The sequence below is a fragment of the Candidatus Accumulibacter sp. ACC005 genome, assembly GCF_907163215.1.
In the GTDB taxonomy this organism is placed as follows: Bacteria; Pseudomonadota; Gammaproteobacteria; order Burkholderiales; family Rhodocyclaceae; genus Accumulibacter; species Accumulibacter regalis.
In genome coordinates this window covers 96,771-120,323 of record NZ_CAJQUB010000007.1, presented here as the reverse complement: position 1 = coordinate 120,323, position 23,553 = coordinate 96,771, and the positions used below count along the sequence as shown (strand labels likewise).

General features: G+C 66.5%; 17 protein-coding genes. 10 read left to right on the top strand and 7 right to left on the bottom strand.

What is annotated here, in order from left to right:
• Window positions 1-41: 41 nt before the first annotated feature.
• The 4 genes from QZ613_RS09895 to QZ613_RS09880 form a co-directional block, all read right to left on the bottom strand.
• Window positions 42-890 (bottom strand): alpha/beta hydrolase, encoded by an 849-nt coding sequence (locus QZ613_RS09895; protein ID WP_291865622.1) that lies wholly within the window; start codon window positions 888-890, stop codon window positions 42-44.
• 84 nt (window positions 891-974) lie between these two features.
• Entirely contained in the window at window positions 975-1,184 is a 210-nt protein-coding gene (locus tag QZ613_RS09890) for a DUF465 domain-containing protein (RefSeq protein ID WP_043565857.1), read from the bottom strand.
• Between the two features lie 41 nt (window positions 1,185-1,225).
• Window positions 1,226-1,573 (bottom strand): AzlD domain-containing protein, encoded by a 348-nt coding sequence (locus QZ613_RS09885; protein WP_291865627.1) that lies wholly within the window; start codon window positions 1,571-1,573, stop codon window positions 1,226-1,228.
• A complete protein-coding gene (locus QZ613_RS09880; RefSeq protein WP_043565854.1) occupies window positions 1,570-2,271 on the bottom strand; it encodes an AzlC family ABC transporter permease in 702 nt (233 codons plus the stop codon). Before QZ613_RS09880 ends, QZ613_RS09885 begins: the two co-directional genes overlap by 4 nt.
• Window positions 2,272-2,338: 67 nt before the next feature.
• Between QZ613_RS09880 and QZ613_RS09875 the strand changes: the two genes are divergently transcribed.
• From QZ613_RS09875 to QZ613_RS09860, 4 genes are all read left to right on the top strand, one after another.
• Window positions 2,339-2,659 carry a hypothetical protein gene (locus QZ613_RS09875; RefSeq protein ID WP_043565851.1) on the top strand — a complete coding sequence of 107 codons (321 nt, stop codon included), beginning with the start codon at window positions 2,339-2,341 and terminating at the stop codon, window positions 2,657-2,659.
• Between the two features lie 112 nt (window positions 2,660-2,771).
• The gene (gene greB, locus QZ613_RS09870; RefSeq protein ID WP_291982192.1) at window positions 2,772-3,338 is read left to right on the top strand and encodes a transcription elongation factor GreB; all 567 of its coding nucleotides are present in this window, start codon (window positions 2,772-2,774) and stop codon (window positions 3,336-3,338) included.
• A gap of 129 nt (window positions 3,339-3,467) precedes the next feature.
• A complete protein-coding gene (gene htpG, locus QZ613_RS09865) occupies window positions 3,468-5,390 on the top strand; it encodes a molecular chaperone HtpG (protein WP_291982190.1) in 1,923 nt (640 codons plus the stop codon).
• A gap of 29 nt (window positions 5,391-5,419) precedes the next feature.
• Window positions 5,420-5,890 (top strand): DNA-deoxyinosine glycosylase, encoded by a 471-nt coding sequence (locus QZ613_RS09860; RefSeq protein WP_291865645.1) that lies wholly within the window; start codon window positions 5,420-5,422, stop codon window positions 5,888-5,890.
• A 117-nt stretch (window positions 5,891-6,007) separates the two neighbouring features.
• Here the strand turns inward: QZ613_RS09860 and QZ613_RS09855 are convergent, their stop codons facing one another.
• Complete coding sequence (locus QZ613_RS09855; RefSeq protein WP_291865639.1) at window positions 6,008-6,556, bottom strand: hypothetical protein; 549 nt, start codon at window positions 6,554-6,556, stop codon at window positions 6,008-6,010.
• 182 nt (window positions 6,557-6,738) lie between these two features.
• Here QZ613_RS09855 and QZ613_RS09850 point away from each other — a divergent pair, with 182 nt between their 5' ends.
• On the top strand, window positions 6,739-8,532 hold the full coding sequence (locus tag QZ613_RS09850) for a GspE/PulE family protein (protein WP_291982188.1): 1,794 nt from the start codon (window positions 6,739-6,741) through the stop codon (window positions 8,530-8,532).
• A gap of 222 nt (window positions 8,533-8,754) precedes the next feature.
• Here QZ613_RS09850 and QZ613_RS09845 read toward each other — a convergent pair whose 3' ends face one another.
• Window positions 8,755-9,978, bottom strand: coding sequence for an RtcB family protein (locus QZ613_RS09845; RefSeq protein WP_291982186.1), 1,224 nt, complete (start codon window positions 9,976-9,978; stop codon window positions 8,755-8,757).
• A gap of 38 nt (window positions 9,979-10,016) precedes the next feature.
• Window positions 10,017-12,989, bottom strand: coding sequence for a PAS domain S-box protein (locus QZ613_RS21115; RefSeq protein WP_366144446.1), 2,973 nt, complete (start codon window positions 12,987-12,989; stop codon window positions 10,017-10,019).
• A 272-nt stretch (window positions 12,990-13,261) separates the two neighbouring features.
• Here QZ613_RS21115 and QZ613_RS09830 point away from each other — a divergent pair, with 272 nt between their 5' ends.
• From QZ613_RS09830 to QZ613_RS09810, 5 genes are all read left to right on the top strand, one after another.
• Window positions 13,262-16,816 carry a PAS domain S-box protein gene (locus QZ613_RS09830; RefSeq protein ID WP_291982184.1) on the top strand — a complete coding sequence of 1,185 codons (3,555 nt, stop codon included), beginning with the start codon at window positions 13,262-13,264 and terminating at the stop codon, window positions 16,814-16,816.
• A gap of 45 nt (window positions 16,817-16,861) precedes the next feature.
• Window positions 16,862-18,385 (top strand): ATP-binding protein, encoded by a 1,524-nt coding sequence (locus QZ613_RS09825; protein WP_291862317.1) that lies wholly within the window; start codon window positions 16,862-16,864, stop codon window positions 18,383-18,385.
• On the top strand, window positions 18,382-20,856 hold the full coding sequence (locus QZ613_RS09820) for an EAL domain-containing protein (RefSeq protein WP_291982182.1): 2,475 nt from the start codon (window positions 18,382-18,384) through the stop codon (window positions 20,854-20,856). Before QZ613_RS09825 ends, QZ613_RS09820 begins: the two co-directional genes overlap by 4 nt.
• Window positions 20,857-21,147: 291 nt before the next feature.
• A complete protein-coding gene (locus QZ613_RS09815) occupies window positions 21,148-22,221 on the top strand; it encodes a cobalamin-dependent protein (protein ID WP_043565834.1) in 1,074 nt (357 codons plus the stop codon).
• 47 nt (window positions 22,222-22,268) lie between these two features.
• Window positions 22,269-23,507 carry an ATP-binding protein gene (locus tag QZ613_RS09810; RefSeq protein WP_291982180.1) on the top strand — a complete coding sequence of 413 codons (1,239 nt, stop codon included), beginning with the start codon at window positions 22,269-22,271 and terminating at the stop codon, window positions 23,505-23,507.
• Window positions 23,508-23,553: the final 46 nt, after the last annotated feature.

The window sequence follows — 23,553 nt, the reverse complement described above, 5'->3', positions numbered from 1 at the left end:
CTGGCCCCTGGCGGAGCACGATTCATCGGGCGAGCTGTGCGCTAGCGGCCCGGCCTGGCTGCCGCCGGCACGGCCGGGGGTGTCGCCGTGCTGGCGAGAAAGCTCAGCAGATTGTCGACGACCGCCTGCGGCTGCTCGTTCATCATCGCGTGTCCGCAGTCGGCGATTTCCACGCGGATGAATTGGCGCAGCGCCGCTTGCAGCGGCGGCAGGTTGCGGCGCGGCGTCATGCGGTCGCGGCGGCCGACCAGCAGCAGCGTCGGGCAGGCGACCTGCGCCGCCGCTTCCAGGCCGCGTGCATAGTCGTTGCAGTTGGCGAGGTCGATGGCCAGGACGCCAGGCGGGCTGCGGCGCATGATGGCCAGCGTTACGCCCGGTCCCCAGACGCCGTGGCCGCCGCCGCCGGTGAGCAGGAACTGCAGCGTGTGCGAGTATTCGGTCATCATGCGCACGACGCTGTCGGGATGCGTCGTGGCGCGGCTGAGCAGCGCGTCGGCGACCGGCATCGGCGCCGACGCGCCGAGCAGCGCCAGCTGGCTGACGCGTTGCGGATGGCGGGCGGCGCACTCGAGGGTGACCAGCGAGCCCATCGAGTGTCCGACCAGCACCGCCCGCTCGACGCCCACGGCGTCCAGCAGCGCCGGCAGCCAGTCGGCGAGTTCCTCGACGCTGCGCAGGGCCGGTCCGGCCGACAGGCCGTGTCCGGGCAGGTCGGGAACCAGCAGCGCGCAGCCGGCGGCGCTCAGGCCGCCGGCGACCCTGCGCCAGCAGTCACGGTCGTTGGCTGCGCCGTGGACCAGGAGCAGCGGCGGGTACGGCGAGCAGGCAGGGTCGAAGGGTTTGCCGCCGGTGCCGACGTGGCAGCGTTTCCCGGCGACGTTCAATTGCATGCTGTGCCCCTCATTGCCTCATTGCCTCATTCCTCCATTTCCGGCGCTCTCCCGCGCCACGCGAAGCAAGCTTCTTGCCGCCGCTCAGGCCTGAACGTCCGGCTCCAGCGCGCTCTCCAGCTGGCTGATGCGATCCTTGAGCAGCAGCTTGCGCTTCTTGAGGCGGCGCACCAGCAGCTCGTCGGGTGGCGGGCTGAGCAGCAGGTGATCGATCACCAGGTCGAGGTCGCGATGCTCGATGTGCAGTTCGTCGAGGGCGGCGCGTGCGGCTATCGTCTGTTCTTCGCTGAGCATGGGTGGCTTTCTGTGTTTGGGGGTGAGAGGGTTCTGCTTCGCTAGCCGGGCAGGGCCTGCAGTCCCCACAGGGCGAGCATGCCAAGAACGACGGTCCACAGGGTACTGCGCGTCCGCCAGGCGACGGCAGCGGCCAGCGTGGCGGCGGCGATGCGTGCCAGGTCGGGGTGAATGGTAGGCGCGCCGTCGGCAAAAAACAACGGCGGGGCGATGATTGCCGCCATCACTGCCGGCGGCACGTAGCGCAGGGCCTGGGTGAGCCATGCGGGCAGCTCGAGGCGCGCGAGCAGGGCGATTGGCGCATAGCGGATGAGGAAGGTGGCGACGCCGATGCCGACGATCATCGACCACACGAACAGTTCGCCGGCGAGCTCGCCGCTGACGTTCACGCTCTGCTCCACAGCTTCTCGGCGACGACGCCGACCACGACGCCGATCAGCGCGGCCCCGATCAGGTTGAGCTTCAACGGCAGGACGAGGAGCACCGATGCCAGGGCCCCGGCGGCGGCGGCCAGGCACATCGCGCGGTCGCTGAGCAGCGGTACGACCATGGCGATGAAGGTCAGTGGGACGATGAAGTCCAGCGACCAGCTCGGCGGCACCAGGCTGCCGAGGAGGATGCCGGCGATCGTCGCCAGCTGCCACGCCAGCCAGGTGGCGCCGGCGACACCGAGATAGAACCAGCGCAGGTCGGTTTGCCGCTCGGGGTGCTGCGTGCGGTGCACGATGGTCAGCCCGAAGGCCTGGTCGGTGAGCAGATAGGCGATCAACGCCTGCCAGCGCCGGTTCTGGCCACGGAAGTGCGTGGCCAGCGAAGCCGCGTACATCAGGAAGCGCAGGTTGACGATCGCCGCCGTCGCCAGGATCACCAGCAGTGGCGCGCCGCTGGCGAAGAGCTGCGTGGCGGCAATCTGTGCCGATCCGGCGAAGATCACCCAGCTCATCGCCGATGCCTGCAACGGCGTCAAGCCTGCCGTACTGGCCGCAGCGCCGCAAACGACACCGAAGGGAATGATGCTCATGCTCAGCGGAGCAAAGGCGCGCATGCCGACGAGAAACTCGGCGCGCGCGCTGGCGACTTGCGGCATGGGCTGCTTTTTACGAATAGAATAGAGGGTCAAATTGTAACCTTGGTGTACCCCCGGGAGGAGGCAGATGGTCTATCACATAATCGTTTCGTTTGGGCGGGAGAGGGATTACGAATTCAAGTTCCCTCACACCGAACTCGCTACTGGGTCTCCCGAAGAAGCGCGCCGCTGGTTTGACAAGGAGTTCGCCGATCTCGAATGCGAACCCAGCAACCCAATGGGCAAGGTTCTGATCATCGACAAGATTCTCAACGTCGCCCGTTACGGCGGCGAGCAGCGCTTCATCGACCGGCGGGAGTGGGCGACGCGCTTCGCGCGGTACACGGCCCTGGCGCTTGGCCGCGACACCGTGCGCATCGATGTGGTGGCGTTCAATATCGGTTACTGAGCGCGCAGCGGCCAGACCTTGCGGCGCAGGTTTGCGGACCTGCGCCGTTGTGTTTTCTGGCCGCGGGCCGGAGAGAAAAAGCGATCAACCGCAAGGCGATGAACAGCAGACAATGAGCAAGGCATTGAGCAAGGAAACCGACGGCGAAGAAGACGACGATGCGGATCTCGATCCCTCGTTCCGCCTGCCGGCGGGGACGCGCAACTACATCACGCCCGGCGGGCACACGCGCATCCTCGCCGAGGTCGATCATCTGCTGCGTGTCGAGCGGCCGCAGCTGGTCGGCGTCGTGCAGTGGGCGGCGGCGAACGGCGATCGCTCGGAAAATGCCGACTACATCTACGGCAAACGGCGGCTGCGCGAGATCGACCGGCGGATTCGCTTCCTGACCAAACGCCTGGATCTGGCCGAGGTCGTCGATCCGGCCGGGCGGCAGGGCACCGAGCAGGTCTTCTTCGGCGCCACGGTGACCATCGCCGACGAAGAGGGAGGCGAGCAGACCTACCACATCGTCGGCGTCGACGAAACCGATTTCGCGCGCGGGCGAATCAGCTGGGTCTCGCCTCTGGCGCGCGCGCTGCTCAAATCACGAGCGGGGGATACGGTACGTTTCCAGAGTCCGGCCGGCGCGCGCGAGGTCGAGGTCCTGGCGGTGGCTTACGTGGCCATCGAGGACTGACTCGGCCCGCGTCGCTGGCGGGGCTTGAAATCGCCTCGACCGTCCCCACGTGTTGGTCCATTGCGCGCTTGCACGGCTGTGCGTCATTCGCTGCGGCGTTTTCAATCAATACCTCTCACGGAGTTTTCAATGGGTGAACAGAAGGAAACACTTGGTTTTCAGGCAGAAGTCAAACAGCTGCTGAATTTGATGATCCACTCGCTGTACAGCAACAAGGAAATCTTCCTGCGCGAGCTGATCTCCAACGCCTCTGACGCCTGCGACCGATTGCGTTTCGAGGCCCTCAACAACGCCAGCCTCTACGGCGACGACAGCGAACTGAAGATCCGCGTTTCCTTCGACAAGGCGGCGCGCACGATCAGCATCGCCGACAACGGCATCGGCCTGTCGCGCGACGAGGCCGTCGAACACCTGGGAACGATCGCCAAGTCCGGCACGCGCGAGTTCTTCTCGGCGCTGACCGGTGATCAGGCCAAGGATGCGCATCTCATCGGCCAGTTCGGCGTCGGTTTCTACTCGTCGTACATCGTCGCCGACAAGGTCACCGTCACCTCGCGGCGGGCCGGTCTCGAAGCCAACCAGGCGGTGCGCTGGGAATCCGGCGGCGAGGGCGAGTTCACCGTCGAGATGGTCGAGCGCGCACAGCGCGGCACCGAGGTCGTCCTGCATCTGCGCGAAGGCGAGGACGAGTTTCTCTCGACCTGGAAAGTGCGCGAGATCATCCGCAAGTACTCCGACCACATCACCCTGCCGATCCTGATGAAGAAGGAGACCTGGGACGAGGAGAAGAAGGAGCAGGTGGTCACCGACGAGGACGAGACGGTCAACCAGGCGTCGGCGCTGTGGTCGCGTCCGAAGTCGGAGGTCTCCGACGAGCAGTACAACGAATTCTACAAGCACGTCGCGCATGACTTCGAGAACCCGCTGGCGCACGTGCATGCACGCGTCGAAGGCAAGCAGGAATACACGCAGCTGCTCTACATCCCCTCGAAAGCGCCTTTCGACCTGCTCGATCGCGGCGCCCGTCACGGCATCAAGCTCTACGTTCGCCGTGTCTTCATCATGGACGACGCCGAGCAGCTGATGCCGCTCTACCTGCGCTTCGTGCGCGGGGTGGTCGATTCCAACGACCTGCCGCTCAACGTTTCGCGCGAGATCCTGCAGCAGTCGCGCGATATTGAAGCCATCCGCGGCGGTTGCGTGAAACGCATTCTCGGCCTGCTCGAAAGCCTCGCCGATAGCGAAGACGACGCCGAGAAGGAGAAGTACAAGACCTTCTGGAAGGAATTCGGCCGCGTGCTCAAGGAAGGCGTCGGCGAGGACTTCGCCAACAAGGAGCGCATCGGCAAGCTGTTGCGCTTCGCCTCGACGCACGCCGACACCCCCGAGGAAAGCGTTTCGCTGGCCGATTACGTGGCGCGCATGAAAGAGGGGCAGGAGAAGATCTACTACGTCACCGCCGAGACCTTCACCGCCGCCAAGAACAGCCCGCACCTCGAAATCTTCCGCAAGAAGGGCCTCGAAGTGCTGCTCCTCTCCGACCGCGTGGACGAATGGGTGACCAGCCATCTCACCGAGTTCGACGGCAAGCAGCTGCAGTCGGTGGCCAAGGGCGGGCTCGACCTGGGCAAGCTCGAGGACGCGGCCGAGAAGGAAGAGGCCGAGAAAGCGGCCGACGAGTACAAGGAGCTGATCGAAAAGGTCAAGGCGACGCTCGGCGAGAAGGTCAAGGACGTTCGCGTCACCCATCGCCTGACCGATTCGCCGTCGTGCCTGGTCGCCGACGAGTACGATCTCGGCGGCAACCTGCAGCGCATCCTCAAGGCCGCCGGCCAGCAGGCGCCGGCGAGCAAGCCGATCCTCGAAGTCAATCCGCAGCACCCGGCGGTGCAGCGCCTCAAGTACGAGGAAACGCGCTTCGACGACTGGGCCAACCTGCTCCTCGAGCAGGCGATCCTGGCCGAAGGCGGCGCGCTCGAAGATCCGGCCGGTTTCGTCAAGCGCATCAACGACCTGATGCTCGCCCTGTCGCTGGGTAGCGCCGGCAAGTGAGCGCCGCCGGCGGGCCGCCCGCAGAGAGCATCCTGCACGGCCTGCCGCCGATTCTCGACAGCGGGGTCAGGATGCTGATCCTCGGCAGCTTTCCTTCGCCGGCGTCGCTGGCCGCGCAGCGCTACTACGGGCATCGCCAGAACCAGTTCTGGCGGCTGCTCGGGGCGCTCTTCGACGAGCCGCTTGGCGAACTCGACTACCCTGATCGGCAGCGCTGCCTGCTGCGCCATCGTATCGGCGTCTGGGACGTCTACCGCTGCTGCCGGCGCCAGGGCGCGCTCGACTCGGCGATCCGCTCGCCCGAGAGCAACGATTTCTCACGCCTGCCCGTCGACGCGCCGCTGCTGCAGCGCGTCTGCTTCAACGGCCAGACCGCCGGCAGGCTCGCCGCCCGCTTTCAGGGCCTCGGTTACGAGACGCGAATCCTGCCCTCGAGCAGCCCGGCCCATACCCTGGCTTTCACCAGCAAGCTCGAACGCTGGCGCGCGGCGCTGCTTTAGTGCCGTGTCAGGGTCTTGACGAGACTTCCGGAAAGCGTCAAGGCGAGGGGGTGACGGGGTGACGGGGTGGGGCGTCCGCCGCCGCTGTCCACCCGTGCCGGGCGCGAAAGTCAGGCCTCATTGCCCGGCGTTGAGAACGTCGAGCACGCACTGCGTGTGTTGCGCACCGCTCTTCGCCGCGCACAGCTTGCGGGCCTTGTCCTGTCGTTGGCAGGCCGCCACGTCGCCGGCCTTGCTGCAGTCCGCGGGCAAGGTCTTCTGCAGCACGCAGTTCCTGAACTGCGGTCCGGTCTGGCCATTGCATAGCGCGTAGGCGGTCTTGCGCTGCGCGCATTGCTCGGGGACGCGCGCCTGCGCGCAATCGGTCTGCGCTGCCTGCTGCTGCATGCACTCGGCGCGCGCGGGACCCTGCCTGTCCCGGCAGGCCTCGTAAACCTTGCGGTGCGCGGCGCGGCGCGCGGCGCACTGTTGCGGGTCCTTTGTCCTGCCGCAGTCGGAGGGTCCGCGTGTGCCGAGCATTCCCCGGCGATAGCCCGCGCCCTGCATGGCGGCGCTCGTTCCGTCCGTGGTCGTCGTGGTATCCGCGGCGGCGCCCGACTGGGCGATGGCCGGCATGGCGATGAGGCTGGCGGCGAGTGCTGCGACGATCAATGAACGCATCTGCATGGCGGTCTCCTGGGGGTTGGCGCCGTACCGTCTGCTCTGCCGGCCGGCATGGAAATGGGCTTCGCGAGCAGCGCGAGGGGCGGCGGGCGGAGCGCTGGTATCTTACACGCTCTTGCCGCCGGAATTGGTCGCTGCCGGGCTTGTCCGGTATAGTTGTCGATCGCCGCCCTGGAACGTTCGCCATGCCCGAAGCCACCGCCAGTACCGTCTACGATCATCGCCTGACGCTCGCGGAGATCCTCGGCTGGCTGGTCGAAGATGGCCTGGTCAAGCGGCCCGACGCCGATGTCCTGCTCAGGGACAGTCGTCTCAATCGCCTTTCCGCGCACCCGCTGGTGATCGTCGCCGACCAGAAATGGAAGTCGTCGCAAGAGCCGCCGCGCGCCTTGAACCTGGAAGTGCTGGGCGAGTGGCTGGCCGCCAGGGTGGGCCTCGAATACCACCATATCGATCCCCTGAAGGTCGATTTCACGGCGGTGACCGAAGTCATGTCGAGTGCCTACGCGACGCGTTTCGGCATCCTGCCGATCAAGGTGACGACGCGCGAAGTGCTGGTGGCGACGACGCAGCCGTTCCTGCGCGACTGGGAAAAGGAGATCCGCGCCATCGTCAAGAAGGACATTCGCCGCGTTCTCGCCAATCCGGTCGACGTCGCGCGCTATCTGATCGAGTTCTACAATCTCGCGCGCTCGGTCAAGAAAGCCGCCCAGATTGGCGGCCAGGGCGGCAACCTGTCGTCGTTCGAGCAGCTCGTCGAACTCGGCCGGACCAATCGCCAGTTCGACGCCAACGACCAGCACATCGTCAATATCGTCGATTGGCTCTGGCAGTACGCGTTCGAACAGCGGGCGAGCGACATCCACATCGAGCCGCGGCGTGAAATCGGCATCGTTCGCTTCCGTATCGACGGCATGCTGCATCAGGTGTACCAGATCCCGATGAGCGTCATGGCGGCGATGATCAACCGCGTCAAGATCCTCGGGCGCATGGACGTCGTCGAGAAGCGCCGGCCGCAGGACGGCCGCATCAAGACGCGCACCGCCGAAGGCCAGGAAGCCGAACTGCGCCTGTCGACGCTGCCCACCGCTTTCGGCGAAAAGCTGGTGATGCGCATCTTCGACCCGGAAGTGCTGGTTCGCGACTTCACCGAACTCGGCTTCACCGACGACGATCAGGCGCGCTGGAAAACGATGTCCGAGCGGCCCAACGGAATCATCCTCGTCACCGGCCCGACCGGTTCGGGAAAAACGACGACGCTCTACTCGACGCTCAAGCAACTGGCGACGCCGGCGGTCAATGTGTGCACCATCGAAGACCCGATCGAGATGGTCGAGCCGGCGTTCAACCAGCTGCAGGTGCAGAACGTCATCGACCTCGGTTTCGCGCAGGGCGTCAGGGCGCTGATGCGCCAGGACCCGGACATCATCATGATCGGCGAAATCCGCGATCTGGAAACCGCCGAAGTGGCGATCCAGGCGGCGCTGACCGGCCACCTCGTGCTGTCCACCCTGCACACCAACGACGCGCCGGCGGCGATCACCCGCATGCTCGACCTCGGCATCCCCTCGTACCTGCTCAGCGCCACCGTGCTCGGGGTCATGGCGCAGCGCCTGGTGCGCATCCTCTGTCCGCATTGCAAGCAGGAGCACGCGGCGAATGCCGTCGAGGAGAGCATGTGGGACCAGCTGGTCGCCCCCTGGAAAGCCAACCGTCCGGAGCGTTTCTACCGCTCGGTCGGCTGCCTCGAATGCCGCATGACCGGCTTCCTCGGGCGCGTCGGCCTGTACGAGATTCTCATGCTCTCGTCCGACGTCAAGCTGGCGATCAGCGAAAACAAGGATATTGCCAAGATTCGCGAGCTCGCTTTCCGTGAAGGCATGAAGCCCCTGCGCATCGCGGGAGCGATGAAAGTCGCCGCCGGGGTGACCACGCTGGGCGAAATCTTCAAGGTTGCGCCGCCGATCGAGCACGCCTGAAAAGGTGCTGGCAGCGCGTCGCGTTCTTCACCTGCCGTTCAGCACGCTCTTCGCGTAGTCGATGCGGCGGAGAAGTTGTGCGCGGGTGGAACTGGATTGCCACGTCGGCTGCGCGTCCTCGCAACGACGAGTCGGTTGGCGTGGGGCTGCCGTGTTTCCACGCAAGCTTCAGCAGCGCAGACGCGAACGCAATGTGCCAGCCGTGCCGCCCTCGCCGCTCGCTCAACCCTTGACGCAGACCACCTGGTGCAGGGTGTGCACGACCTCGACCAGTGAGCGCTGGGCGTGCATCACCGCGTCGATGTCCTTGTAGGCCAGCGGAATCTCGTCGATCACCGCCTTGTCCTTGCGGCATTCGACGTGCGCCGTGGCGCGCTCCTGGTCGGCGACGGTGAATCGCCGCCGCGCCTCGTTGCGGCTCATCACGCGTCCGGCGCCGTGGCTGCACGAGGAGAAGGCTTCCGCGTTGCCGAGGCCACGAACGATGTAGCTGCGTGCGCCCATCGAGCCGGGGATGATTCCCAGCTCGCCCTTGCGCGCCGAGAGCGCACCCTTGCGGGTGACGAAGACCTCGCTGCCGAAGTGCTGCTCGCGCTGGACGTAATTGTGGTGGCAATTCACCGCTTCGGCGTCGACGCTGAACGGCTTGCCGATCACCCGGCGGGCCGCGGCGACGAGCTGGCCCATCATCGCCACGCGGTTGCAGCGCGCATACTCCTGCGCCCAGCCGACCGCTTCCAGGTAATCGGCAAAGTGCCGGCTGCCTTCCTCGAGGTAGGCCAGGTCGCGGTCGGGCAGGTTGGCCAGGTGCTGGCGCATGTCGGCCTGCGCCAGCGCGATGAACGTGCTGCCGATGGCGTTGCCGACGCCGCGCGAACCCGAGTGGAGCATGAACCAGACGCGCTCGGCCTCGTCGAGGCAGACCTCGATGAAATGGTTGCCGGAGCCGAGCGTTCCCAGGTGCTGGTGGTGGTTCGTGTCCTGCAGCCGCGGGTATTTCCCGACGATGCGCCTGAAGCCCGGCAACAGGCCGGCCCACAGGGCGTCGACCGCGGCTGGCGGGAGTCGCGAGCCCTGCCAGCTACCCTCGTCGCGCTTGCCGCGGCCGAGCGTGCGCCCGTGCGGCACCGCGGCTTCGATCGCCGAGCGCAGTCCGCGCAGGCAGTCGGGCAGGTCGGCGGCGTTCAGCGTGCTGCGCGTGGCGATCATGCCGCAGCCGATGTCGACGCCGACCGCCGCCGGAATGATCGCCCCGCGCGTCGGAATGACGCTGCCGATCGTCGATCCCTTGCCGAGATGCACATCGGGCATCACTGCCAGGTGGTGGAAAATGAACGGCAGGCGGGCCGTATTGAGCAGCTGCTCGCGCGCCGCCGCCTCGACCGGAACGCCCTCGGTCCACATCCTGATCGGTCTGCCGTTGGCGACCGCGACCACCTCGGGCATGGCCGTCTCCCTGCCCGCCATCGGTCTCAGCTTGCGACCTACCCGGGCGGTGCGGCGTCTGCGGGGGCTGGCGCGTCACCCCGCTCCCGCTCCCGCTCCCTTGGCAGCAGCAGGCGAAACTTCGATCCGCTGCCGACCTGGCTGCTCGCTTCGATCCTCCCGCCGTGGCGCTGGGCGATGCTGTAGGCCAGCGACAGGCCGAGGCCGGTGCCCTGGCCGATCGGCTTGGTGGTGAAGAAGGGCTCGAAGATGCGCTGCAGGACTTCCGGCGCGATTCCCTTGCCGCTGTCCTCGACCTCGACCCATACCTCGCGCGCGTCGCAGCCGGTGCGCAGGGTGATCGTTCCCCGCTCGTCGATGGCGTGCGCGGCGTTGACCAGCAGGTTGAGAAAGACCTGATTGACCTGCGCCGCGATGCACTCGACTTCGGGAATGCCGGCGTATTCCTTGCGCACCTCGGCCTTGTACTTGATTTCATTGCGAACGATGTTCACCGTGCTGTCCAGCCCGGCCTCGAGGCTGGCGAGAGCCCATTCGCTGCTGTCCACGCGCGAGAAATCCTTGAGGTCCTGGACGATCCGGCGCACGCGCTGCAGGCCGTCGAGCGATTCGTCGATCAGCGTGCCGACATCCTCGCGCAGGTAGGCGAGGTCGGCGGTGTCCCTGGCGGCGTTGATGGCGTCCATCAGCGCCGGGTGCTCGGCGAGAATCGGGTCGGCTGCCGCGTAGGCGTCGATGACGCGCAGCAGGTCATTGACCTCGTTCCTCAGGCTGCCGAGGTTGGAGTTGACGAAGCCGACCGGGTTGTTGATCTCGTGCGCCACGCCGGCGGCGAGTTGGCCGATGGAGGCCATTTTTTCGGATTGCAGCAACTGGTTCTGCGTTTCCTCGAGCTTGCGGTTCAGCTCCGTCAGGCGCTCGATGGTCGCGTGCAGCTGCAGTTCGCTGGCGTGCTGGTCGGTGACGTCGACGCCGGAACTGAGGGTGCCGGTCACCGCTCCGGAAGCGTCGCGCAGCAGGGCGTTGCTCCACGCCACGAGTCGTATGCGGCCGTCGGCGGTGAGGACGTTGTTTCGATTGTGGCCGGCGATGACGCCGGCCGGCCGGCCGGCCAGCCAGCTGGCGAAACTGCGGCGCAGGGGTTCGCGTTCGGCTTCCGGAACGAAGCGATCGAACCAGTTGCTGCCGACGATTTCGGCCTCGCCCAGGCCGAGCAGGGCGCAGCCTTCGCGGTTGATCAGGCGAACGCGCAGGTCGCAGTCGATGACGACGATCACCGCCAGCGCCACGTCAAGATATTCCTGGGCCTGTTCGAGGGCGTCGCGCAGGGCTGCGTCAGCGTGTTTGCGGTCGCTGATGTCGCGCACGATGCCGCTGTAGAAACGTTCGTCGCGCACGGTGTAGGTGTCGATCGACAGCTCGATGGGAAAGCGCGTGCCGTCGCCGCGCAGGCCTTCCAGTTCGACCGGCCTGCCGAGCACGTGCGCTTTGCCGGTCGCCACATGGCGGGCCAGCCCGCGGGAATGTGCGGCGCGGTAGTCGGGCGGCATCAGCATCTGCACGCTCTCGTTGTGCAGCGCGCCCGCGGGTTGCCGGAAGAGGGTGTAGATCGCCGGGTTGGCCGAGCGAATCAAGCCACGGGCATCGATGGTGATCACGCCGTCGCGCAGGTTCTCGAGGACCAGGCGCAGTTCCTCCTCGCGGCGCGACAGTTCGTCCCGGGTGGTGTTCAGTTGTTCGTTGCGCTGGTGCAGTTCGGCGAGCAGCCGCTGCCTGGCCAGTTCGCCAGCGCGGCGCTCGCCGATGTCGCGAAAAATGACCACCGCGCCGACCGTCTGACCGTCGGCAACGATCGGCGCGCCGGCAAACTCGACCGGAAAACTGCTGCCGTCCTTGCGCCAGAACAGTTCGTCGGCCGAGGTGCAAACCTCCTGGCGAGCGAGTGCGGCGTAGAGCGGGCACTCGGCGCCGGGACAGGGCGTTCCGTCGGCCCGCGTGTGGTGCAGCAGGCGATGCGCTGGCTGGTCGAGCATCTCGGCGGCGTTCCAGCCGAGCAGGCGTTCGGCGGCTTTGTTGATGTAGGTGATGCGGCCGCGGGTGTCGGTGCCGTAAAGGCCCTCGGCCATTGACTGGAGGATCGACGACTGGCGTTGCTGCAGCAAGTCGATTGCCTGGCGATCCGCGAGCAGCTTGTCGGCGGTGCGATCCAGCGCCGCAACGATGCGCCCGAACTCGCCACGATGACTGCCGCCGACACGGGTTTCGAGGTCCCCCCCGGCGACGCGCGTCAGCGCGCCTTCGATGACGTCGAGCCTGTCGATCACATGGCGGAAAAGTCGGCGCGAGAAGAAAAGGAAGCTCGCCAGGCCGACCAGGAGCAGCAGCGTGGTGCCGAGCAGCGCTTTCCGGAAGACGCCCTGCGCCTCGCGGTAGGATACGGCGACGTGGCCTTGCTGCAGAGCGATCAGTTGGCGGGCCGGGGTGACGATCTGCAGGTGTATGGCCCACCAGTCCTCTTTCAGGAGGAGGGCAATCGCTGGCCTGTCATCTGCGGCGAGAAAGCGGTCAAGCTTGTCCAGCACGGCCGGCAGTTCGGTCATTCCCGCGGCGATGGTAGCGATCAGGTCTCTTTTAGGGGCGTCGACCGATCCGGCCATCGCGTGCAGATAAGCCTGCCAGGCAAGCGGAACCGTTTCCTGGGTGTCGAGCACGTAGAGCTGTGCGCCAGGGACGCCAAAATCGTCGTTGAGCACGCCATACATGCGCACCGGCACGCTGCTGAGCTGTTTGTCGATCTGAATCAGAAGGGCTATCGGCTCGACTTCTTCTTCGAGGACCCGGCGCAAGCCCTCCTGGCCTTGCCAGCTACCCCACATGCCGACGACGGCGACGCCGGCCAGCGTCACGCTGGCGAGCACGATCAGCAGCAGCAGGGTCTGGCGGATGCTGAGATTCACTGCTGCCGCACTTTCGCCCTGTCTCGCTTCGCCATATTCCTGTCCTTTCGCCATCGTTGCCGTCGTGGCCTGCACTCTAGCAGAGAGCCTTCCTGCGGTCATCGCCGATCGTCCCGGCGCCATGACCCGGCTGCGGCGCGTGCGCAATGGCCGTCGGCAGCGGGGCAGTATCCCCGCATTTCGGGATGGTCTTTTTGACGCGCTGGCCTTATCCTACGCCGTTGCGGCAAACACCCGCGCGTCCCGAGAGACGTTCAGGCCATCGTCCCCGGCGGTGCCCTGTTCCGCCGGCGCGAATGTCCCGACCGGGAAGCAACGGCAGAACCATGAGCGAGCCGAGTCCGTCCCCCGCGGCACCTCGTCCCGGACCAGATTCCGGGGGGCGGCTGCGTCGCTCGCTGCCGGAGGCGCGTTTCGTCCGCTACCTCGGCGTCGGCCTGCTGGGGATCAATATTCTCGTCGCTGTCGCAATGGTGTTCGTCTTCGCCGACTCGCGGCGCAGCGCGGAGCAGAAGTTCCGCGCCGAAGCGACGACCGTCGTTCGGCTGATCGGCAAGGATGTCGAGAGCCAGTACGGCAGAATCGACCTCGGCCTGCGCGTCGTCGCCGACGAGTATGGCAGGCAGCTGGCGCATGGCCGGCAGCAGTTGGAGCGCTGGCTGGAGCGCGTCAGCCAACGCCATCCGGCGCTGGGCTTCATCGTGATCAGTGACGCCGACGGCCGGATCGTCGACGCACCTGAGGCCAGTCCCGCGGGCGGCGTCAATATCTCGGATCGCGAGTATTTCATTCGCCTGCGTGACGATCCGCAGCTCGGGCTGGCGATCGCGCCACCGCTGACCGGGCGCATCTCCGGCAAGACCGTGGTGGCGATGGCGCGGCGACTGGGGGCAAGGGAGCAGCCGTTCAGCGGCGTCGCCGTGGCGTCGGTTCCCGTCGACTACCTCAAGGGCATGCTTTCCGGGCTCTTTTCCGAACCGGCGAGCTACGTCGGGTTGCTCGATTCGCAACTGCGCTGGGTCGCGGCGGCTCCCGCCCTGCCGGCCGGGGTACAGGCCGGAACCCCGCTGGCCGGCGGCGCCTTGCGCGAGGCCCTGGCGGGGTTGCCCGTGGGCGCTGTCGTCGTCAAGAGCGACGACGGCAGCGAGCAGCTCGTCGCGTACGCGCGAAATTCGACCTATGGCTTCACCGTGCTCGTCGCTCGGTCGGCCGCGGTCCCGCTCGTCGATTGGTGGCGGAAAGTCGTCGCCGGTGGGGTGGCGATGGCCGTGTTTGCCCTGCTGACGACGCTTCTCGGCTGGTTGCTCGTGCGCAGCTGGAAGCAGCAGTCGGCGATGACGGCGAGTCTGCTCGAACGTGACGAGTGGGTCCGCCAGGCGCAGCGGGTTGGCGGCCTGGCGCTTTTTTCCTACGACCTTTCCAGCCAGCGCTTCGCGGTCAGCGATGCCCTGTACGCCATTACCGGAACCGACGTCGACTACCCGCACACCTGGCCAGGCTGGCTGGCGCTGGTGCACGCGGACGACCGCCAGGCGCTCGATCTCGCTTTTCGCGGCGTCGCGCGCGGTGAGGTCGATGGTCCCGCGCTCGAATACCGGATCGTCCGGCGTGGCGACGGCGAGCTGCGCTGGCTGAGAAGTGTCGCCCATCTGGTCGCCGCGGCGGACGGCGTCAAGCAAACGATCACCGGCGTTGTCCGCGATATCACCGTCCAGAAGCACGACGAGGATGCGCTGCGCAAGAGCGAGCAACGGTTGCGCGCCAGCGAAGCGGATCTGCGGGCTGCCGTCGACCAGGCGGCGGTCGGTATTGCCTTCGTTGCGTGCGACGGGCGCTGGCTGCGGGTCAACGAGCGCCTGTGCGAGCTGGTCGGCTACACGGAGTCGGAACTGCTCGCCATGCGCTTCCAGGACATCACTCACCCGGATGACCTGGCGCGCGACCTGGCCCAGCTCGAGCGGACGCTGCGTCGGGAAATCGACCGCTACACGCTGGAAAAGCGCTACATCCGCAAGGACGGCCGTTGCCTCTGGATCAACCTGAGTGTCTCGCTGATTCGCGATGACGAGGGGACGCCAAAGCACTTCGTTTCGATTGTCGAGGACATCGACGCGCGCAAGAACGCCGAGCAGGATTCCCGCCGCGTGCGTGGCTTGCTGCAGGGTTTCCTCGATCACCTGCCCGGCCTGGCAGCGATCAAGGATCAGCAGCGGCACGTCGTCTTCGCCAACCGCGGTCTGCAGGAGGCACTGAGGCTGGACGACGCCGGCATCCTCGGCCGTGGCAACGGCGAGCTGTATCCCGGCGAACTTGGCGAGACGCTCGACGCCCTCGATCGGCGCGTCCTCGCTGCCGGTGAGACCGAAGTCACGGAGCTGGCCTGCGCTGGACGAGTCTACCAGACGACAAGCTTCATTATCGGGCAGGACGACGGGCCAGCGGTGCTCGGCGCCATTGCGCTCGACGTCACGCGGCGCCACCGGCTCGAACAGCGGACGCGGGCACTGCTCGAGATCAACGAACGCGCCGGCACGCTGGCGGAGAAGGGATTTCTCGCTTACGGACTCGAGGTCGCCGAAAAACTGACCGCCAGCGACATCGGTTTCCTGCATTTCGTGAACGACGATCAGGAGACCATCGAGTTGTCGACGTGGACCGCCGGCGCGCTCAGGGGCTGTGCGGCAATGTTCGACAGCCACTATCCGCTCAGCGAGGCCGGAATCTGGGCCGATTGCTGCCGCCAGAGACGCGCGGTGTGCTTCAACGATTACGGCGAGTACGCGGCCAGGCGCGGCCTGCCCGACGGGCACGCGCCGCTGCAGCGGCTGATCTCGGTACCGGTGATCGAGCAGGGCGCAGTGCGCATGGTCGTCGGCGTCGGCAACAAGATCGCCGCCTACGACGACTTCGACGTCGAGACGGTGCAACTCATCGCCAACGCCGTATGGAGCGTCGTCCAGCGGGCACGGGCAGAGGCCGCGCTGGCGCGTCGCCTCGCCGAAGTGACCGCGCTCAACGGCAAGCTCGAAGACGCTCATCTGCAACTCCTGCAGTCGGAAAAGATGTCGGCGATCGGCCAGCTCGCGGCAGGCGTCGCGCACGAACTGAACAACCCGATCGGTTTTGTCCACTCCAACCTCGGCACCCTCGGCGAATACGTCGAAGAGCTGCTGGCCATCGATGCCGCCTATCGTCGTGTCGAGGAACTGCCCGCGGTAACGGGCAGCAGCGCGCTCGACGAAGTCCGCCGCCTGAAAGCGGCGAGCGATCATGCGTATCTCGTCGAAGACCTGCCGAAATTGATTCACGAGAGCAAGGAAGGCCTCGAACGGGTGCACAAGATCGTCCTCGACCTGCGCGACTTCTCGCGCGTCGGCGAAAGCGAGTGGCAGTGGACCGATATTCAAAAAGGCCTCGAAAGCACGCTCAACATCGTCTGGAACGAGCTCAAGTACAAGGCCGACGTCGAGCGCCGGTACACGCCGCTGCCACCGATCCGCTGCCTCGCCTCGCAGCTCAACCAGGTATTCATGAACCTGCTGGTCAACGCCGCACAGGCGATCGAAACGAGTGGCCGGATCGTCATCCGTACCGGCACTGACGCCGCCTCCGGGGACACTGCCGACGCCGGCGCTGCGGTCTGGGTCGAGATCGAGGACAGCGGGCGCGGCATGGCACCGGAGGTGCAGAAGCGCCTGTTCGAGCCCTTCTACACCACCAAGCCGGTCGGCAAGGGGACCGGGCTTGGCCTGTCGATTTCATTCGCCATCGTTGCCCGGCATCATGGCCGCATCGAATTCCGCTCGGAAGTCGGTCGCGGTACGACTTTCCGCATCACCCTGCCGATCGACGCCAGTCAAGCCGACTCGGCGAACGAGTGATCGGCGGAGGAGGCCGAGCCACACTATGCAGACGAGAGAAAAACCATGGTATTCATGAACTGGAGCAGGCACTTCGTGACCGGCATCGAGATCGTCGACCGCGAGCACCGGGGCCTGGTCGACCTGATCAACGGCGTTGCCCCGCTGCTCGCCAGCAGCGAGCCGGTGTCAGGCGAAGACGTCGAAACCCTGCTCGATGATCTCGACAGGTACGCGCGGACACATTTTCGCGACGAGGAACGGCTGATGAGCGAGGCCGGAATGGACGCCAATGGGATCGAACATCAGGTGCACGCCCATCGCGCCTACGTCGACGAGCTGGCCGCGATGCGCCGCGAGATCGGCGCCAATGGACAACTCGACGGGCGCCTGTTGCTGCGTTTCCTGGCCAACTGGCTGAGCTTTCACATGCTCGCCGACGACCAGCTGATGGCCAGGCAACTGGCGCTGATCGCCAGCGGTCATACGCCCGCGGAAGCGGCGACGCAGGTCCGGGAAGCGAAGGAAGATACGGCACAGGCAGTACTCGCCGACGCGCTGATCGACCTCTACGGCGTCGTCTCGGCGCGCAACCGCGCGCTGCTGCAGAGCAACGAGCAGCTGCAGGCCGCGCGCAACGCACTGGCCGATCTCAACACCCGTCTCGAAGAGCAGATCGAACAGAGAACGCGGGAGCTCTCGCAAACCAACGCCGAGCTGCTGCGCGAGCAGGCCGAACTGCATCAGGCGATGGAAGCCGTCGAGCGCACGCAGAGCCAGTTGCTGCAGTCCGAGAAAATGGCCGCCGTCGGCCAGCTTGCCGCCGGCGTCGCGCACGAGATCAACAACCCGATCGGTTTCGTCAGTTCCAATCTTGGTTCCTTGCGGGCTTACGTCGATCGCCTGCTCGAAGTCGTCGACCTGGCCGCAGCGGCGGTTGCCAGGCTGCCTGCCGATGATCCGGCAAGGCTGGCTGTCGAAGAGGCCTGGCAGGCGGCGGAAGTCGACTTCATGCGCGAGGACATTCCGGCGCTGATCGGCGAGTCGGCGGAAGGGCTGGCACGGGTGCGCAGGATCGTCGCCGACCTGAAGGATTTCTCGCACGTCGATGAAGGCGTGTGGCAGGATGCCGACATCAACGGCGGTCTGGAGAGCACCTTGAACGTGATCTGGAACGAGCTCAAGTACAAGGCCAAGGTGGTGCGTGACCTGGGCGATCTGCCGGCAGTGCGCTGTATCCCGGCGCAGCTCAACCAGGTGTTCATGAACCTGCTGGTCAATGCCGGGCAGGCGATCGAAGGCGCCGGCACGATCACCCTGCGCAGCGGTTACGAGGACAGGCACGTCTGGGTCGAGATCGAGGACAGCGGTGGCGGCATGCCGCCCGAGGTCCAGAAAAGGATCTTCGAGCCCTTCTTCACCACCAAGCCGGTCGGGCAGGGGACCGGACTCGGTTTGCCGATCTCCTGGGAGATCATCCAGCGCCACGAGGGAACGATCAGCGTCGACAGCGAGCCGGGGCGGGGTACCTGCTTTCGCATCCGTCTGCCGGTGGCCGGAGCGCAGCCCGGCGCGGAGGCGACGTCTTGATTGGCGCCGCGCCGCAGGAGTCGATCTACGATGCGCTCGGTTTGATCGTCATCCGCGTCGACACGCAACTTCGCGTCTGGTACGTCAACACCTTTGGCCTGCGTCTGCTCGGTTACAGCCGCCTGGGGCAGGTTTTCCGCCGGCCGTTGGGCGAGCTCCTCGGCCCCGATTCGCTGCGCGCGCCGGAGCTGCTGGCCGAGCTCCGTGACCTCGCTGCGCACAGTGGCGTTCGCCAGCTGGAGACGCCGCTGACGGCCGGCGACGGGCGGCGCCTGTGGATCTCGTGGTCGATCGAGCAACGCGCCGGTAGCGACACCGTCCTGGCGCCGATCTTTCTCATCGGCACCGACGTCACGCGGGTGCACGCGAGCCTGGAGTCGGCGCTGCTCTTTCGCGATATCGCGCAGAACACGCCGCTGTCGGTGATCATCACCGACGCCGCGCGGACCATCCTTTTCGCCAATGCGGCGGCGCTGGCGATGACCGGCTACGCCGCCGAGGACGTCATTGGGCGCAAGCCGCAGATGTTTCGCTCCGGGCTGACGCCGGAGTCCACGTACAAGGAAATGTGGGCAACCCTCGGCGGCGGCAGCAGCTGGAGCGGCGAGTTGATCAATCAGCGCAAGGACGGCGAGGTGTTTGCCGAGCGGATAACGATCTCGCCGATTACCGATCAGGAAGGGCAGGTCAGCTTCTACTTCGCCATCGGTGAGGACTCCACGCAGCAACGCGCGCTGGAAAAGCGGCTGGAGGCGTTCACCAGTACCGACGCCCTGACCGGGCTGCGCAACCGCGTCGGCTTTCTTGCCGAACTGACCCGGCTGGTGACGCATATTGCCGACGACAATACGGGAATCGCCGTCGTGCATATCGACATCGACAACTTCGACAGCGTGAACCGCCTGCTCGGCCACGAACAGGGCGACCGCCTGCTCATCGATATCGGGCAGCGGCTCGCCGATGCCGTGCGCGAGGCCGACGTCGTCGCCCGCCTGGGCAGCGACGAGTTTGGCCTCTTGCTGATCGTTCCGGACATCGCCGCGGGGGACGACTACGAGGAGATCTCGCGCCGCCTGCAGGCGGCGCTGCGACCCACTTTCCACAGTGGCGAGCGCACGATAGACGTCACCCCGTCAATTGGCTTCGCCTGTTTTCCGGTCGACGGCGAAGATCCGGGCGACTTGCTGGCCCGCGCCAGCAGTGCAACGCAAAAAGCCAAGCGCGACGGCGGCGACGGCGTGGCGCGCTTCGATCGCCTGCTGCATGCGGAGGATGGGCAACGCCGTGAATTGCTCGGCGAGCTGCGCCGCGTCGTCGAAAACCGCCAACTGCTGCTGCATTACCAGCCGCAGCTGAGCCTGCACACCGGTGCGCTGGTCGGCGTCGAGGCGCTGCTGCGCTGGCAGCATCCCGAGAAGGGAATGATCCCGCCTGGCCTGTTCATTCCCTGGGCCGAAGAGAGCGGCCTGATCATCGCCATCGGCGAATGGGTTGTTGGCGAGGCCTGCCGCCAGGCGCGCGCCTGGCTCGACGCCGGCTTCCCGCCACTCAAGGTGGCGGTCAACCTCTCGGCGCGCCATTTCCGCATGGCCAATCTCTGCCAGAGCGTCGGCGATGCGCTCGCCAAGCACCACGTCGACCCGCGCACGCTCGAACTCGAGATCACCGAGGGGGCGATGATGCACGACGTGGTGATGTCGGCGCGGACCAGCGAGCGGCTCAAGGAAATCGGCGTGCGCCTGTCGCTCGACGACTTTGGCACCGGCTATTCGTCGCTCGCCTACCTGTCACGTTTTCCGATCGACGTCGTCAAGATCGATCAGTCTTTCGTCAGCGACATCATCAGCAATCCGGCCAACGCCGCGATCACCCAGGCGATCATCGCCATGTCGCACAAGCTGGGCAAGATCACGCTCGCCGAAGGCGTTGAAAGCGAGGAGCAGATGCAGTATCTGCGGCGCAACGATTGCGACGAGATGCAGGGCTATTTCTTCTCGCGACCGCTGCCCGCCGACCAGCTCGCCGCGCTGCGCAGCGCCGGCAAGCGCCTGGCCCTCGCGAGTGGCAGGGACGACGCGCCGCCGACCGTGCTGCTGGTCGACGACGAGCCGAGCATTCTTTCGGCGCTCAACCGCCTGCTCCGCCGCGAGGGCTATCGGGTGCTGCTTGCCGACAGTGCCAGCACCGCCTTCGCCGTCCTGGCGCGCGAGCCCGTCGCGGTGATCGTCTCCGACCAGCGCATGCCGGTGATGACCGGTACCGAGCTTCTCGCCCGCGTCAAGACGCTCTATCCCCGTACCGTGCGCCTGGTTCTCTCCGGTTACTCCGAAATCACCGCCGTGACCGACGCCATCAACAAGGGCTCGATCCACAAGTACCTCAGCAAACCGTGGGACGACGAGCACCTGAAGAGCGAGATTCGCGACGCTTTCCGCACCTGGAAGGAACGCTTTGGCAAGGAGCACGACTGATCGTCGATGCGCCACCATGCGTCCTGCGCGCCTTGTCCGACGGCGAGCGTCGCTTGCGGCGCTTCGGCCGACGCGCAGCAAGGCTTGCCAGCGCCGAACGCAGCTGCTCTAATGCGCTCCCCCATAAGGAAACCGTGATGTGTTCGTCGCCCTGAGCCGCTTCACCGTCGCCAACGGCATGCACGACGCCGTGCGCCAAGCTTTTCTCGCGCGTCCACACCTATCCGTCGCCTGGAGCGGATCGCCGAGTGAGTTGGCCATGCGCCAAGCAGCGCCGACCGGGAGCGTGAGATGACTACCCCCCCCAGTGGCTATCAGACCGACGAAGAAACGATCGAGCGCTTCCTCGCCCTGCGCGGCGAAGCGATCGCGCATGCGACTGCCGCCAGCCAGGCGGCCTGGCCGGAGTTGTTTGCCAGGCGCGGGCCGCAGGCCTTGGCAGCTTGCGCCGAAGACATCGCTTACCACCTTGACTTCCTGCATCCGTCGCTGGCCAGCGGCGATCTGTCGCCGTTCTTGGCCTATCTCGGCTGGCTGGCGCAGGTTCTCTCGTCGCGCGGTGTGCCGTGCGATTCGCTGCCGCGCTCGCTCGACGACCTCGGCGAGTTCTTCGCCAAGCGGCTGGGAGCTGCTGCCAGGCCGGTGCTTGCGGCGCTGACTGCTGGCCGGGAGGCTCTGGCCGGCGGCCTTCCGCCGCCCTCCTACGATCGCCCCTGCCCCGTGCCGTGGGAAGAAGCCGAGGCCTTCGGGAATGCCATGCTCGCGGGCCAGAGACGCGAGGCGTCGGCGCTGTTCAATCAGGCGCTCGACCGTGAAGCTTCGCTGGCCGATGCTGAAATCCATGTCGTCCAGCCGGCGCTCTACGAGGTCGGTCGACGCTGGCAGCAGAACCGCGTTTCCGTGGCCCAGGAGCACCTTGCCACGGCCATGGCGCAAAGCCTGATGGCGCAGGGCTTCGGGCGCGCCGTGGCGGCAGCCGACAACGGTCGCAAGGCGCTCCTGGCGTGTCCGGCCGGCAACCGCCACAGCGTTGGCCTGCGGATGGTGGCCGACGCCTTCGAGCTGGCCGGGTGGACGGTGCATTATCTCGGCGCCGACGTTCCGCAAGCGGCCCTGATCGACCAGGTAAAGCGGCTGCGACCCGATCTGGTCGGGCTTTCGGCGTCGCTGCCGCAGCAACTGCGCAGCCTGCGCGAAACGGTCGCCGCGCTGCGCGCGGGTCGTGCCGACCGTTGTCCGCGGATCGTCGTCGGCGGGCTGGTTTTCAACCAGTTTCCACTCCTGGCGCAGAGCTTTGCCGGCGAACTCCTGGGCGCCGACGCGGTGAGTGCTGCGGCGGCCGCCAGTGCGCTCGTGAGCGGCTAGCGCAGTCCATGCACCAGTCTTTGCTACAGTCGCTGCGATCCGTCGCCTTGGCAGACATCAGTCTGGCGGGACGGGTGATCTCTGCCAACGACGGTTTCTACGCCGTGCTGCAACTCGCGCCCGGCAGCGTCGTCGACAATGTGGCCCCGTACATCAGTAACCCGAGCTTTGCGGAACTGGCCGCAGGCGCGCAGCGGGCGACGCCCGGGCAAGTGGTGCATCAGGGCCTGATCACCTTTCTTGGCGAACTCGGCGAGCCGCGCTCGCTGCTGGCGAAGGTCTGTCGGCGCGGCGATCACCTGGCCATGATCGCCGAGCACGACGTGCGCGAGAACGAAAACCTGCTCGCGGCGGTGATGGACCTCAACGACGAGCTGGCCGAGCAGCAGCGCGCGCTGGCGCGGGCGAATCGCCAGCTGACCGCCGAAAAGGCCGAGCAGCAGCGCCTGCTGCAGGAATTGGCGGCGGCGCAGGCGCATCTCGTTCAGTCGGCGCAGCTGGTGTCCGTGGGGCAGCTCGCGGCCGGTGTCGCGCACGAGATCAACAATCCGATCAGCTTTGTGCGCGCCAACGTGGCGACTCTCGGAGGCTATGTGCAGGACCTGCTGGCGATCATCGATGCCTACGCGGCGGGCGAGGCCCTGCTCGCCCGGGATTCCTCGCTGCTGGCGAGCATCCACGCGCTGCGCGAGCGTTGCGATCTTGACTTCGTGCGCGACGATGCCCCGGCCGTGGTGGCCGACTCCGCCGCAGGCATCGCGCGTGTCGCGCGCATCGTCAGCGACCTGAAGGATTTTGCGCGCATCGACGAGTCGGAATGGCAGGTCGCCGATCTGCACGCCGGCCTCGAAAGCACGCTCAATGTCGCCAGCCACGAACTGCGGCAAAGCGCTGAAGTCGTGCGCCAGTACGGCGACCTGCCGGCGCTTCATTGCTGTCCCGGTCAGCTCAACCACGTGTTCATGAACCTGCTGGTCAATGCCATCCAGTCGCTGGACGAGAGCGGGAACGGAGCGGGGCGGATCTTCCTGCGCACTGGCCGGCAGGGGGATCAAGGCTGGATCGAAATCGAGGACAATGGCCGTGGTATCGCGCCGGAAAACCTGGCGCGCATTTTCGAGCCGTTCTACACCACCCGCGCAATCGGCCGCGGCACCGGGCTCGGCCTGTCGTCGGCGTGGGGAATCGTCCGCATGCACGGCGGACGCATCGACGTGCGTAGTGAACTCGGCAAGGGCAGTGCCTTCCGCATCTGGCTGCCGCTCGCGCGAACGACGAACGAGTAGCGGCGCTGGCGGCGGCTGCAATGACGGCGTCCGGCGGGCTGCCCGC

Excerpts from the sequence above, each read along its gene's own strand:
- QZ613_RS09890 (WP_043565857.1), bottom strand. The coding sequence starts at position 1,184 with ATGCTCAGCGAAGAACAGACGATAGCCGCACGCGCCGCCCTCGACGAA.
- QZ613_RS09825 (WP_291862317.1), top strand. The coding sequence starts at position 16,862 with ATGGTATTCATGAACTGGAGCAGGCACTTCGTGACCGGCATCGAGATC.
- QZ613_RS21115 (WP_366144446.1), bottom strand. The coding sequence starts at position 12,989 with ATGGCGAAAGGACAGGAATATGGCGAAGCGAGACAGGGCGAAAGTGCG.
- QZ613_RS09830 (WP_291982184.1), top strand. The coding sequence starts at position 13,262 with ATGAGCGAGCCGAGTCCGTCCCCCGCGGCACCTCGTCCCGGACCAGAT.
- htpG (WP_291982190.1), top strand. The coding sequence starts at position 3,468 with ATGGGTGAACAGAAGGAAACACTTGGTTTTCAGGCAGAAGTCAAACAG.
- QZ613_RS09895 (WP_291865622.1), bottom strand. The coding sequence starts at position 890 with ATGCAATTGAACGTCGCCGGGAAACGCTGCCACGTCGGCACCGGCGGC.
- QZ613_RS09815 (WP_043565834.1), top strand. The coding sequence starts at position 21,148 with ATGACTACCCCCCCCAGTGGCTATCAGACCGACGAAGAAACGATCGAG.
- QZ613_RS09880 (WP_043565854.1), bottom strand. The coding sequence starts at position 2,271 with ATGCCGCAAGTCGCCAGCGCGCGCGCCGAGTTTCTCGTCGGCATGCGC.
- greB (WP_291982192.1), top strand. The coding sequence starts at position 2,772 with ATGAGCAAGGCATTGAGCAAGGAAACCGACGGCGAAGAAGACGACGAT.
- QZ613_RS09850 (WP_291982188.1), top strand. The coding sequence starts at position 6,739 with ATGCCCGAAGCCACCGCCAGTACCGTCTACGATCATCGCCTGACGCTC.
- QZ613_RS09855 (WP_291865639.1), bottom strand. The coding sequence starts at position 6,556 with ATGCAGATGCGTTCATTGATCGTCGCAGCACTCGCCGCCAGCCTCATC.
- QZ613_RS09845 (WP_291982186.1), bottom strand. The coding sequence starts at position 9,978 with ATGCCCGAGGTGGTCGCGGTCGCCAACGGCAGACCGATCAGGATGTGG.
- QZ613_RS09875 (WP_043565851.1), top strand. The coding sequence starts at position 2,339 with ATGGTCTATCACATAATCGTTTCGTTTGGGCGGGAGAGGGATTACGAA.